This is a genomic window from Lentilactobacillus parakefiri, assembly GCF_002157585.1.
Lineage (GTDB): Bacteria > Bacillota > Bacilli > Lactobacillales > Lactobacillaceae > Lentilactobacillus > Lentilactobacillus parakefiri.
This window is the reverse complement of record NZ_BDGB01000031.1, coordinates 1-13374: the sequence shown is the minus strand read 5'-3', so window position 1 is coordinate 13374 and position 13374 is coordinate 1. Positions and strand designations below refer to the sequence as shown.

The 13374-nt window shown below is 44.4% G+C and carries 13 protein-coding genes; 6 read left to right on the top strand and 7 right to left on the bottom strand.

What is annotated here, in order from left to right; all coding sequences use genetic code 11:
- Positions 1 to 67 precede the first annotated feature (67 nt).
- Both LPKJCM_RS02680 and LPKJCM_RS13410 read left to right on the top strand, forming a co-directional pair.
- Entirely contained in the window at positions 68 to 928 is an 861-nt protein-coding gene (locus LPKJCM_RS02680; RefSeq protein ID WP_225364095.1) for a hypothetical protein, read from the top strand.
- Between the two features lie 12 nt (positions 929 to 940).
- Positions 941 to 1240, top strand: coding sequence for a hypothetical protein (locus LPKJCM_RS13410; RefSeq protein ID WP_225364094.1), 300 nt, complete (start codon positions 941 to 943; stop codon positions 1238 to 1240).
- 230 nt (positions 1241 to 1470) lie between these two features.
- Here LPKJCM_RS13410 and LPKJCM_RS02675 read toward each other — a convergent pair whose 3' ends face one another.
- From LPKJCM_RS02675 to LPKJCM_RS02665, 3 genes are read right to left on the bottom strand one after another with little or no spacing between them, the layout of a single operon-like run.
- Complete coding sequence (locus LPKJCM_RS02675; RefSeq protein WP_057962595.1) at positions 1471 to 2109, bottom strand: NAD(P)H-binding protein; 639 nt, start codon at positions 2107 to 2109, stop codon at positions 1471 to 1473.
- Positions 2110 to 2127: 18 nt separating this feature from the next.
- Positions 2128 to 2994, bottom strand: a complete 867-nt coding sequence (locus LPKJCM_RS02670; RefSeq protein WP_057962596.1) for an aldo/keto reductase — start codon at positions 2992 to 2994, stop codon at positions 2128 to 2130.
- A gap of 2 nt (positions 2995 to 2996) precedes the next feature.
- On the bottom strand, positions 2997 to 3434 hold the full coding sequence (locus LPKJCM_RS02665) for a MerR family transcriptional regulator (RefSeq protein WP_057962597.1): 438 nt from the start codon (positions 3432 to 3434) through the stop codon (positions 2997 to 2999).
- A gap of 155 nt (positions 3435 to 3589) precedes the next feature.
- On the opposite strand from LPKJCM_RS02665, the gene LPKJCM_RS02660 reads away from it, so the two are divergent.
- Positions 3590 to 4573, top strand: coding sequence for a choloylglycine hydrolase family protein (locus tag LPKJCM_RS02660; RefSeq protein WP_057962598.1), 984 nt, complete (start codon positions 3590 to 3592; stop codon positions 4571 to 4573).
- 91 nt (positions 4574 to 4664) lie between these two features.
- On the opposite strand, the gene LPKJCM_RS02655 is transcribed toward LPKJCM_RS02660, so the two are convergent.
- Complete coding sequence (locus tag LPKJCM_RS02655) at positions 4665 to 5405, bottom strand: gamma-glutamyl-gamma-aminobutyrate hydrolase family protein (protein WP_057962599.1); 741 nt, start codon at positions 5403 to 5405, stop codon at positions 4665 to 4667.
- A gap of 100 nt (positions 5406 to 5505) precedes the next feature.
- Positions 5506 to 6882 (bottom strand): glutamate--cysteine ligase, encoded by a 1377-nt coding sequence (locus LPKJCM_RS02650; protein WP_057962600.1) that lies wholly within the window; start codon positions 6880 to 6882, stop codon positions 5506 to 5508.
- Positions 6883 to 7034: 152 nt separating this feature from the next.
- Between LPKJCM_RS02650 and LPKJCM_RS02645 the strand changes: the two genes are divergently transcribed.
- Complete coding sequence (locus LPKJCM_RS02645; RefSeq protein WP_057962601.1) at positions 7035 to 8786, top strand: ABC transporter ATP-binding protein; 1752 nt, start codon at positions 7035 to 7037, stop codon at positions 8784 to 8786.
- Positions 8786 to 10582 carry an ABC transporter ATP-binding protein gene (locus tag LPKJCM_RS02640; RefSeq protein ID WP_057962602.1) on the top strand — a complete coding sequence of 599 codons (1797 nt, stop codon included), beginning with the start codon at positions 8786 to 8788 and terminating at the stop codon, positions 10580 to 10582. The genes LPKJCM_RS02645 and LPKJCM_RS02640 overlap by 1 nt, the downstream gene beginning before the upstream one ends.
- A gap of 76 nt (positions 10583 to 10658) precedes the next feature.
- On the opposite strand, the gene LPKJCM_RS02635 is transcribed toward LPKJCM_RS02640, so the two are convergent.
- Entirely contained in the window at positions 10659 to 11093 is a 435-nt protein-coding gene (locus tag LPKJCM_RS02635) for an Hsp20/alpha crystallin family protein (RefSeq protein ID WP_057962603.1), read from the bottom strand.
- Between the two features lie 159 nt (positions 11094 to 11252).
- A complete protein-coding gene (locus LPKJCM_RS02630) occupies positions 11253 to 11687 on the bottom strand; it encodes an Hsp20/alpha crystallin family protein (RefSeq protein WP_057962604.1) in 435 nt (144 codons plus the stop codon).
- Between the two features lie 582 nt (positions 11688 to 12269).
- On the opposite strand from LPKJCM_RS02630, the gene LPKJCM_RS02625 reads away from it, so the two are divergent.
- Entirely contained in the window at positions 12270 to 13274 is a 1005-nt protein-coding gene (locus tag LPKJCM_RS02625; RefSeq protein WP_057962605.1) for a helveticin J family class III bacteriocin, read from the top strand.
- The last annotated feature ends 100 nt before the right edge of the window (positions 13275 to 13374 follow it).

Genomic DNA, 13374 nt, shown 5'->3' with positions numbered 1-13374 from the left:
TCTGTTGGATGTCCTACAAGTTGCTTTCTTGTGGGACACTTTTGTCAAAACAAAGGATGGTGGGCAAATGAAACAAGCAAAAGAAGTTTCTGACTTCATTAATTCGACGGTTGGGTTGGAGGTGGAAACCCAACGGATCAATCAAAATGGTGAACTGAGCCACAAGGCCTATCCTAAAGGACTGCTTAATGAGCGCAAACATCACTTTATCAAGAATGATTTTCTGGAAACCCAGTCCGAATTGATTACCCCACCAACTAAGACCACGTTGAAAGGGTTGAAATATCTGGGGGTTTATCATCAGGCACTTCGTAGTGAACTTGCCGCTAAAGAATATTTGTGGCCGTACAGCATGCCGCCCAAGTTGAAAGCCGATCATTCAGATATTGTCATTGCCCAAACGGACCCCAAGAGTTATGAATACCGCCAACAGGTGGCCAAAATCCGCAAAATTGAACGAACAGCCGAAACTGGCGTCCATGTTAATATCGGCTTTACCAAAAAAGCCATCCGAGATTTAACTGCCCAGGATGCCAACGTTAGTATCGATGAGCTGTATCTGCAGGCAGCAGTTGGCTTTATGCGTTACCGTTGGCTGCTCACCTATTTGTTTGGTGCAACGCCGGTAGCTTTTAACAACTATTTTTCCCCAGATACCGAGGTCCCAGTCGGCCCAGTCAGGTCGCTGCGCAATTCCCATTTTGGCTTTGGTAATGGTTTTATTTCCAGTTATCAAAGTATCCAGCAGTATGTTGATGGGATTTTGAAAGCAGTTGACGACAAGCAGTTAATTGCGCAACGTGAGTATTATGGGACGGTTCGTCTAAAGCGCAGTGACAACGTTTCCGATCTCTTGACCAAGGGAATTGCTTATCTGGAGCTGCGAATCTATGACTTGGATCCCTTTGAACCGCTGGGCGTATCTTAAGACGCCGTTGATTTGATCCGCTTGATGTTTGCCTACTTTGTCAGTGTCCGACCATTTGATTTGAAAACGGCCGATGAGGACATTGCCAAAGCTGGTCAGAAAAATGATGAGGTTGCCCTTGAGAATCCGTTGAACATCAGTAAATATCGCGATGAAGCGGCTGATTTTATTGATCAACTTGAAACATTCAGCGCTCAAGCAATCATTCCATTCAATGCCCAACACCTGTGTTTTAAGTTAACTGAAATGATTGATGACCCGGTGCTGACTCCGAGTGGAGCTGATACACAAATGGAGCAAGAGGCGTTTTGATCCCAGAATGTAAGCCAATTAAGTGATTATTCCCGGGTTTGGAATGATTGCTTAATTGGCTTACATGGCCGGGATCAGCCGATTGCTGCACGTTTAATCTAGGTGAAAGTGGTGCTCAAAATGAGCACCCACTTAATCCAAATGAATAGGACCTACAAAAAGGTCGGAGCATAGGCTAAACACCCGTGCTCCGACCTTTGATTGTGTGTATTGCTGAATTTACTGCTGAATTAGTAAAAACTAGGTTTAGCCCACTCAGTTCCCGGTTCACCCAAGCCCAAGCTTTCGCGGTGGTAATCTGCTTTCCCAGTTAACAGGTCAGTAACAAACTGAGCAACCGCCTGTCTGGTAACTTGCGCTTCCTTGAAAGGTTCACCCTTTTTAGTAACGTGAATAGTTGTATTACCAGCTTGATTATACAGCCAGGTGATTCGTAAGATAATGAAATCCAGATCACTTGCTTCAACGATATCAGCCGAGGCCTTTCGATCGGATTTCCAGATAATTCCGGTGTGTTCTCGATACCAGGTTTGAAACTTCCCCGTAACTTCCTGGTATAAATCGGGAATGTTTGCCGCAATGAAGCGGGTGACTTTGGCTTCGTCGAGGACCTTCACAATGCCACTGGTGATCTCTGGACCAGCGACAAAACTCAGATAAACGGCATCGACACCGGTTAAGTTGGCTTTGATCTTATCAAATTCGGTGAAATCGCCGTCGACAAATGTCACACGGGGACCCTTTTTGGCTGCCAATCGAGATGAGACATGATGACCATACAAGATCAAATCAAAATCGGTTTGAGCTAAAAGGTCATCGGTTACCATTTGACCAATTTGTTTAGCTGCGCCTAAAATCATTACTTTCAAGATATTACCTCCGTTGAGTTACTTATCATCATTCTTCCAGCGGCCGCCGCCACCTAAGCGTTCAACCATCTTTGGATCGCGGTGATCAAAGAATGCCGATTCTTTCATATCCAAATTTTGGATGAGCTGCATTTCTTCATCAGTCAATTCAAAGTCGAAGATGTTAATATTTTCTATCATCCGTTCCTTGTGCACTGACTTGGCCAATGTCACAACGCCCCGTTGATACAGCCAGCGCAAAACAACTTGGCCAACACCTTTATGATGATTCTGAGCAATTTCAGTTAAGACATCATTGGTGAATAAGCCATGCTTACCTTCCACAAATGGTGCCCAGGCTTCCGGCTGGATACCTAATTTCTTCATCCAGTCTAGTTCATCCTGCTGCTGGAACCAGGGGTTTAGTTCAACCTGGTTGACTTTTGGGGTGACATCGTTATGTTGCGCAAGGTCGACAAATCGGTCGGCGTTAAAATAGGAAATCCCAATGGCGCGAATCTTGCCTTCTTTTTGCAGCTCTTCCATGGCTCGCCACGAGCCGTAAACGTCACCGTATGGCTGTTGGATCAGATAAAGGTCGAGATAATCCAGTTTTAATTTGGTTAACGCCTGCTCGAATTCCTTCTTAGTGGCGTCATAACCGGTGTCAGATACCCAAACTTTAGTCGTCACAAAGAGCTGATCGCGTGGGATGCCGGACTCTTGAATGGCGTCGCCGACTTCTGCTTCGTTACCATAAGCTTGGGCGGTATCAATGAGTCGATACCCGGCTGAAAGGGCGTCGGCCACGGCTTGCTTGGTGCCACCATTTTCGATTTGGAAAACGCCGAAGCCGGCTGCTGGAATTTTAATGCCGTTATTTAAGGTAAATGTTGGTGTATTCATGATTATTCTCCTTTATGATTGTCTTTCAAATATGGTTTCTGCCAAAGCTTTTCTGCATTATCCGCGGACATTTCTCCCGCATCAAATTTAGCCAAATGCTCATCGAAGGTGTCAATTTTGTACTGCAACAGGGCCTTAGTGTCCTGCATTTCTTTAAGCTTTTGGTTTAAAAGCGTTAATTGCTCATCCAGAATATCCTTTTGAGCTTGCCTAACAGTGTCGCTTTTTCGCGCAAGGGTGGCAAACTCAATTAAAGATTCAATGGACAGGCCGGCACTTCTCAAGCTTTTGGCCAGAAAAATCCAATTCAAGTCATTGGTTTGGTAGACGCGGTAACCGTTGTGATCACGCTTGACCGGGGGAATGACACCAATCCGCTCGTAGTAGCGAAGCGTATCGGTAGAAACCCCAAGTAATTCCGAGACTTTCTTACTGTTCATGGCCTAAACACTCCCTTCTTAACTTACATATACAATATAGGCTATGGAGTCCACTCCATAGCAAGAGAAAAGGTTAAATATCATTTTAATTTAGTCGTAAAATGGTTTTTTCACTTTTCAAAGCTTAAACTAAATTTCAAAGGAGTGATCAATGAATGTGTACAAGTGTTACTTTTCTATCTGAAACCGGCGATAACTTTTTGGCCCGAACCATGGATTTTGCCTTTGAACTGGATGGAAGGCCGGTTGTGATTCCCCGAAAGCACCATTTTGCCAGTGATGCAACCGAGGAGGGGTATGATACAACCTATGGCTTTGTCGGTGCCGGCAGAAACCTCGGCGACTATATTTTGGTTGACGGTGTGAATGAGAACGGTTTAAGTGCCGCGGCACTGTACTTTAGCGGTGAAGCAACCTATGCCAAGTTACCGAAAACCAATCGCATCAATCTGGCACCACACGAAGTCTTGAATTGGCTGTTGGGAAATGCCAGTGACTGTGAGGATTTAGCCCGAAAAGTTGACCAATTAAACATCATCGATGCCCCAGTTAAGCTCTTGGGCAAGACCACGCCGCTTCATTGGATTGTCGCTGACCGTTCGGGTGCCTGCTATGTTTTGGAAATGTTGAGTGACGGCATTCATTATCAGAAAAATCCGGTGGGTGTCATGACCAACAGTCCCGATTTTGGCTGGCACTTAAAGAATCTCAGCAATTACACCGAATTAAAGCCAACACCACATCCTGCCCGTTCATACAATGGTTATGAAATCACATCGTTTGGGCCTGGAAGTGGGGCTTTAGGGATGCCCGGCGACTATACGTCAGTTTCGAGATTCATTCGCACCGTTTTCATGCGCGAATATGCCGATCAGGTACCGACTGATCAAACTGTGAACGAACTCAGTCACATTCTGAACTCAGTTGAAATTCCCAAAGGTGTCAAATTAAAGCAGGACGGCAGTGAGGACTATACCCAGTACCGTGGTTATATGGATATGCAAAATTGTGCCTATTATATGCAGCCCTATGATAATCAAACCATTTACAAGGTATCTCTTTCAGAAGCGCTTCTGAACAAAAAGGCGCCAAGTGAATTTCCGATTCAACACCAGCAAACTTATGAAACCTTACGATAAGGTTCAAGATCACACATAATGAGGACTTAAAAACCGCTCGACCATTCCATAATGAGGAATGATCGAGCGGTTTTTAAAAGGCAGTTGGATACTATTTTCGCGTTTTGTCAGCAACCTTTTGACTGCGGTTAATGAAGTCCTTAAATAGTTTCCGTGAGTCTTCAAAGTGTTTATAGATGTTTTCGGGATGCCATTGAACAGCTAAAATCTGGTCATTGTCGATCGATTCGATGGCTTCAATCACCTGATCATCGGCTCTGGCAGTCACTTTCAAGTAAGGAGCGACGTCCTTAACTGCTTGGTGGTGTCTAGAATTGACATATGGGCGCTGGCCAATAATATCATTCAAACGACTGTCAGGATCAACCGTGACGTGGTGTGAAGGCATATTGCCCGGGGCTTCCTGTGAGTGTTTCAGTGTCGCATGTAAATCCTGTGAGAGGTCTTGATACAGCGTTCCACCAAGGCCAACGTTAATCAGCTGCATGCCGCGGCAGATGCCCATGATGGCCTTGCCGGCAGTGACCGACTGTTTTAATAATTCAATTTCAAATAAGTCGCGTTTGAGATAAGTCATCCCCAGCTTCTGGAATGGTTCTTCTCCATAGAAAGTCGGGTCGACGTCTGCGCCACCAAGGAAACAGACGCCATCAAACAGTGTCATATAATCGCGTACGTCTTCGGGATTCACACTTGGAAAAATGACTGAAACGCCACCGGATTTCACGATGGCTTCGATTGCTGGCCGCGGTGCAAAGGCCGCGTTACGTTCGTTAATGACATTGGTTGCCTCGGCAAGCGTGTCAGCAGGTAATGCGATTCTTGGGCGCAATAAAATCCCTCCTCAATAATTCCTTTAAGTTTATTTGCCTATTGTACTCCAAACAATTAAATTTACGTGATATTTTGATTGGTGTCAATGTGAAAAGCGACTATTTATCTGCTTTTGCCTTATCTGGTTCCCAGCTGCCCTTGAATAATTCCTGTTTTAACTCACTTGCCGAGAGTTTGGCCTTGTTTTCAAATCCCTTAAATGGACGAATTGACTGAAGGGCCGATTGTTGGTAACGCTTGGCCCGTTTAATGGCATAGTCTTCCAGCGAGCCGTTTTTCAGGTGGGTAATCAACTTGGCGCTTGGCGTGGTGAGCGGATTTTCCACACGGCCTTGGAGGTCCTCAAGTTCTTCTTGGTACTCCGGCCCCAGCTGAATCCGGTCGGCATACATTTCCAGACTTTGCAGGAAAGCTCTGGCGTTGGCCTGGTACTTTGAGACGTCATTGGGATGTTCTTCGGAGACTTCTTCATTCATTTTGTCAGAACGGGTGATAACCTTCTCCACTTCCTCAGGGTTCATCGCCGGTGACATAATAAAATAACTGGCCAGCAAGCGAATAAAGCGCAACGTATTAGTCCGGATGCCCACTGAACTGCTGGGGTCCAGGTCCAGCATTCTTAATTCAAGGTAGCTGACACCGGTTGTTGGCAGCTCGCGTAAGTGGGTATTGCCTTTGAAGCGGACCGCACCGTGAAATTCATAATCGGAAATCAACTTGCCGTCGGAGACACCCCTTTCAATCCGATTGACGTAGCGTTGAACGTTGGTATAGTCACCGGCAAATGGATTACCAAAGCCATGTGAACTTTGGCGAATACTGCGAATTGGCGCTTTTGGCCCCTTGCCAGGTTCAAAGTAGTTAGCTTCGGCGATTGGACTGGCCCCAAACAAATATGTAATGACCCAACGGTACCGTAAAAAGCCCTGGGCGATTTTGGCATATAAATAATTCTGCAGTTCAACCTTGGATTTGAAGCGGTCACCCATATTGGCCAGCACCAAGTCGAACACGTGAGGATCGATACTTAAATTGATGTGTGCACCACAGGGAGTCCCTTGAGAAAAGCCGTGGCGTTTTAGCCATTCCTTTAAGTAGGCTTCTTTTTTTGGCCCCATCTTAGCAAGTGGAATCTGGCGCTTGTCCTTTGGCAGCCGCGGCGGCATGGATAGCGGCCACAACAGTTCACCTGGCGACAACGCGGACCGTAAGGCATTATTGATACTGAATAAGTAGTGCATGGCGTCTAATGCGTGGGCCGCCGGTGGGGTCACGACTTCAGACATAGTTTCCAGAAAATCATTGGTAATCCAGGGATTGGTTTGTTCGTCGCCAGCGCCGGCTGGATAGGGTTCTTGGCTAAAATTAACATTTTCGTCAACTCGCTGCATCTCAATTTCAATTCCCATTGTAAAATCCGAGGTTTTTGCGACGGCTTCGTTATCGAATATTAACTGACCAATTTCACTAAACATGGCATACCTCCTAGTTGAATTAAAATTTGATGATAATTGATGACAAAATACTAACACTATCACGGACTATAAGCAATGCTAATGGTGTTATGTCACGGAGATTTGTGCTAAAATTATTTTATTTAATTAATTTCTAATTTAGAGGTGGAATCATGAGTATCTTTGTCAAACTGGGCTGGTATTTCAAAGGGGAATGGCGAATTTACCTGGTCGGGCTGTTTGGGTTGCTGCTAACGGCTTTGGTCGGAATTGTGCCCCCACGGATTATTGGTAACCTGGTTGATTCAATTCATAACGGAAAATTAACAGCTAAATATCTCATGTTTTTGCTGATTATTTTAATAATCGTCTCGTTTGCACAATACGGTGCCCGTTACATGTGGCGGACCGCAATTTGGGGTGAGGCTGCCAAGCTGGAAAAAGTGCTCCGGAACCGATTGTTCTTTCACTACACCAGCATGGATCACGAATTCTTCCAACGTTATCGAACCGGTGATCTGATGGCCCATGCGACGAACGACCTGTCCGCAATTCAACGGGTGGCCGGTGGCGGGATTCTGCAGTTTGCTGACTCCATGATTACCGGTGGAACGACGCTGATTGCGATGGTCACGTTGATTGACTGGCAGCTGACGCTGATCGCCATTTTACCGTTTCCACTATTAGCTGTGATGGCGCGGTATCTGGGAACCAAGATTCATTTTGCCTTTCGCGATTCCCAAGCGGTCTTTTCCCGCTTAAATAACAAAGCTGAAGAAAGTATCACTGGGATCAAAGTTATCAAGGGGCTTGGTCAGCAGGCAGAAGACATGCAGGATTTTGACAACCAGGTGGCCAGAACCATTAACATCAACCGCCGGGTTAATTTTTTGGACTCCTTATTTGATCCGATGACGACCATGATTATTGCTCTTTCGTACGTGATTACGATCGTATATGGTGGCTATCTGGTCACTAACGGCACAATTACGATTGGCTCGCTGGTTTCTTTTGTTTCCTATCTTGCCATGATGATCTGGCCGATGTTTGCGGTTGGGATGCTGTTTAACACATTGGAACGTGGGAATGCCAGTTATGATCGGGTCATGGACCTGATTAACCAACAAAGTAAGGTCATTGATGATCCTGACGGTGTCACCACCACGCCCAAGGGTGAAATCGACTATGACGTTAAGCGGTTATCGTATCCTGGCGATCAGCGGCTGGCTTTGCAGAACATTAACTTCAAAGTGCCGGCTGGAAAGACCATCGGCTTGGTGGGTAAAGTTGGGTCCGGCAAGAGTACGATTTTACGGCTGATTTTGCGTCAATTTGATAATTACGACGGCTCAATTAAATTTGGTGGGATTGATATCAAGCAGTATAAAATGGACGCTTTAATTCCAGCGATCGGCTATGTCCCGCAAGACACCTTCCTATTCTCACAGAGCATTCGAGAAAATATTCGTTTTGCCCGACCTGAAGCCACTCAAGCAGAAGTGGAACAAGCCGCTAAGAAGAGTGATTTGTATGATCAGATTCAAGCTATGCCGGATGGCTATGATACCGCTGTTGGTGAGGAAGGTATCTCACTTTCAGGTGGTCAGCGGCAGCGGCTGTCGATTGCCAGAGCGCTGTTAATCAATCCTGAATTATTGATTTTGGACGATGCTTTGTCCGCGGTGGATGCGGAAACGGAAACCCAGATTCTCGAAAATCTCCACGCCGAACGGTCTGACAAGACGACTATCATTTCTGCTCACCGGCTGAGCTCCGTGATGAATGCCGATGAGATTCTGGTAATCGATGATGGTAAAATTGTTGAGCGTGGCACCCATGATCAATTAATGACCCGTGGCGGCTGGTACCACGAAATGTTTGAACGACAGGAACTGGAAACCAAAGTGAAGGAAGGCAACAGCTAATGGCTGATTCATCAAAGCATCAATCTGCCTGGTCGAAATCCATTCCGGTTAAGCAGCAGATGCACATTATTGGGCGGCTGTTCAAGTATGCGGCTCCCTATAAATGGTATTTCTACTTCTCGGTTCTGTTTGCGATTGCGGTTGCCATTGTCAATATTCTCTTGCCGAGGATCATTCAAACCTTTATGGATAGCCATTTGGTGGTCGGCCATCCCGACTTTGCCATGATGTGGTTCTTTGCTGGTTTGTATTTCTTTGGGATGCTGGCAAAAGCGGTCATGCAATTTGCTCAGACCTATTTATATGAAATGGGCGCGGAGTATATGCTCGAAAACACCAGACGGAAACTGTTTTCCAAACTGCACACTTTGGGGATGCGTTACTTTGACCAAACCCCGAGTGGCTCCATTCTTTCGCGGTTAACTAACGATACCATGGCCTTCGCAAACTTCTGGGCCTTGTTCAGCAGTTTGGTGGTGACAATTTCAGCCATGATTTCCTCATTCGTTGCGATGTACTTGGCCGATCCTAAAATTGCCATGTGGCTGCTGGTGTTCATGCCGTTTCTATTTGTGACGGTCTGGTACTATCAACGTTACAGTACCCGAGTTTACCGGCGGATGCGTGAACGGCTGAGTCTTTTAAACGCCAAATTGGCTGAAGGGATCACGGGAATTAGCGTGGTCCAGCAATTCCGCCAAGAAAAGCGGATTAATCACGAGTTTAGTGATACCAATGATCAGTACTATAATACCCGGCGGGCGATGATTCGCATTAACTCGCTGCTGCTCAATCCAATCATCAACTTGTTCTATGCGTTGGGCACGGTGCTGGTATTAGGGATGTTCGGTATTCGCGGGCTTCACGGCTATGTGCATGCCGGAATTATTTATGCGTTTGTGACCTATCTGTCGAACTTTTATAACCCAATGTCTGAAATGATGGATCGGTTGAGCGATTTTCAAGATGGTGTCGTTGCCGGGTCAAGAGTGTTGCGGATTATGGATGATCAGACCTATGAACCACAGCAGCATGCCGATCCCAAGGCTACAATTACCCGTGGAAAAATTGAGTTTAAACACGTCACCTTTTCATATGATGGCGAAAATGATGTTTTACATGATATCTCTTTTGTTGCCGAACCGGGTCAACCCATTGCTCTCGTGGGTGAAACTGGGAGTGGGAAGACCTCGATGATTAATATCTTGATGCGCTTTTATGAATTTGGCCAAGGGGAAATCTTGATTGATGATCGAGATATTCGGGATTATACGATTCACGAACTTCGACAAAAAATGGGCTTAGTGCTCCAGGAGCCGTTTATGTTCTATGGAACGGTGGCCTCAAATATCCGGATGTTCAATCAAGAAGTGACAGATGAAGAAGTCCATGAAGCTGCTCGATTTGTTCAGGCCGATCAGTTTATTGAAGACTTGCCTGACCAATATGATTCACGGGTGATCGAGCGTGGTGCCAGTTATTCCAGTGGTCAGCGGCAGTTGATTTCATTTGCCCGCACCCTGGTGACCGATCCGAAAATCTTAATTTTGGATGAGGCCACCGCCAACATTGATACTGAAACTGAACAGATCATTCAAACTGGGTTGGCAAAGCTGCAGGAAGGGCGGGCAACCATTGCGATTGCTCACCGATTGTCAACGATTCAAAATGCTGATTTGATTCTGGTACTTGAGGCAGGCCGGATTGTTGAACGGGGGACGAATGACGAACTACTGGCAAAACATGGTTTCTATTATGATATGATTCAACTCCAAAATTCAGCCCATTTGGATTAATGAGCGCTAGATAACAAAAAATGGTTGATCGCAAGTTTTGCTTTGCGATCAACCATTTTCATATCACAGCATCAAATTATTGAATCTCAATGTTGCCACTATCTTCGTGACTGTCAGCAGCCTTTGGCAATGTAACGGTCAAAACACCATCATTGATTTGGGCTGAGATGTTGTCACGGTCGACACCAGGCAATTCGTAAGTTCTGGACATAACGCCATGACTACGTTCGCTGGCAACGACCCGACCTTGTTCATCCTTCTTTTCAGAATCACGTTCTTGGTCGATGCTCAATGCCAAGTCACCATGTTGATAAGCCAAGTGGACATTCTTCTTATCAACGCCTGGGACATCAACTTTCATGACGTAATTCTTATCATTTTCAGTGATGTCGGTCTTCAAGTTGCCATTGACCATGTAGTCGTTGTCTGCATCAGTTGGACTGAAGAAGCGACGTGCCAAAGTATCAAAGAAAGGATCCATTGCGAAACGGTTCATTAATTCATTTGCCATAATACCAATCTCCTTTGTTGATTATTAATAAGATTAATTAATAAGCGTCAAAGGTGGTGAAACGGGGTCTTTAAACCACGTTCCCCCAAAAGAAGCTTTACTGAAGTTTCAAAAGCTGATTACCTAAAACCCTACCAGCCTCCCAAAACTCATTTGCAATTACTCGATGTCAATATTACCAGTTTGATCGTCACTTTCCGTTACTTTTGGTAATGTGATCTCCAAGACCCCATTATCAATGTGGGCTGAAATGTTGTCACGGTCAACGGCAGGCAATTGATAGCTGCGTGACATGACACCGTGGCTGCGTTCGCTTGCGATCACCTTACCGTTTTCGTCCTTTTGTTCACTGGTGTGTTCCTGGTTGATGTTGATTGAAAGCACGCCGTCTTGATAGTTCAGATGAATGTTGTTCTTATCAACGCCTGGAACATCAATCTTCAATGAATAGTCTTTATCGGTTTCGTTAATGTCGGTCTTCAAATTCCCAAAGTTAGCGTAATCCTTATCGAAATCAGAAGGGCTAAAGAAACGATGAGCCATCCGATCAAAAAACGGATCCAAATCGAAACGATTCATTAATTCATTTGCCATAATATCTATCTCCTTAATTTCAAAATGATGATTGAAGATAATGGGGAAACAACACATTGCTTTTTTGTTCCTCCTTTACCTTTCAACTACTATGATAATCAGTTTTGAAATGAATGCCAGCATTTAGCACTCGAGTATTGAGAGTGCTAAAAACGATTCTGGTAACAAAAGAAATCATTCGAAACAGACATGGAAAGGCACATTATAATAGCGATGTGTCGCTCTTTTAGCGTATAAAAAGCTGCTCACGCTAGTAGTCGTAAGCAGTCAGGTAATCCTTTACAATTCAGCATCATTTTAACACAGATTACTGACTTAACTTAAGAATATCTTTCTTTAATTGATATTGTTCCCTGTGGGGTTGATAATTTATGCACCAAGTTAAACGGATGGAGATTTGATCGTTGGGTTATCAATTGAATAATTCTTTAAACATAAGTCATACTTTCTTCTCTCTTTCTTCATATTAATAAAGTATTATTGTTTTTATCACAAAAATCATATTTATATGATGATAAACGGATTCTTATTGTTATTACTGTGATAAAAGACTTTATTTCTATTACTGAGGAGGTAACTACGATGGCAGTTAAGAATGTAACCCCTAAGCATGAATATACAATGACAGGACTCAGCAGTAACCGAGTTGTGCAGAAAGCCGTTATTGATTTTACAGGCAAATATCTGTATGCTTTACAACTGAGAACAGAGGATCCCTCGTCAGATTCATTATTATCACGAGTTTCAATTGCGGACTCAAATGAATCAACTGGTATTAAGCCTAGCGGATCAACAATTGATTTTTCAGTTGGAGAATCAATGATACTCGAAGAGTTTGGACACGGTGAAACTTTAGAGCAGTTTCTTCCTAAAGGGGCTGATTACTTTTGGGTAGCAACTGGCGCAAATGTCGATCCTGTTAATGGCACAGACTGGGCACGTCAAATTGGTTTGATTCAGTTTCAAGCAGGTCAAACTCTTAACTATAGAAATGCTATGCGTCTTTCAAGTATTAGCAGTGCTAACAAGAATGGCGATTCTTTTGCAAAACTGTTACGTTGTGATGCAGCATTGTCAAGCAATGGTTCGCGCTTAATTATTATGGGGCAGTCAGTAAAAAGTAGTGATAGTAAGTATACATGGCAGTTAACTTGTTATGACACAGCAAAAATTGTGCCATTCATGGAATCCTTTCATACTTTGAACACGCCATGTACTGAAAAAACAATTAAGAATGCTTGCGTAAGCGCTTATAACTTTACACAGCACTTGCCGTGGGACTCGCAACAAGGTCTTGAATTTAATGATAGTAACAAAGTATATATTTCGGGTGGTCATCAAAAGTCTGATAACCCACAACGAGAAACCCAACGACCGCACATTCTAAAAGGGGATTGGAGATTTACACCTGGTAATTATGAAACAGTGCAATTAAACATTAACGATTCTCAGCACAATCCCGATCTTGTTGAAACTGAGGGCCTTCAATTACACGGGGATAATGTTTATGTAGGAATAGAAGATCATGCGCAATATCCGGCAACCCACATGATCTATAGTTTTGCTAAAAACGAATTTTCAGTCTAATAGAGGCTGGGACATAAGTCCCGCCGATAAATAAACTGAGCCGCATTTTCCACTTTCTCTGGAAGATGCGGCTCAGTTTTTCTATCCAACCAAAAATATG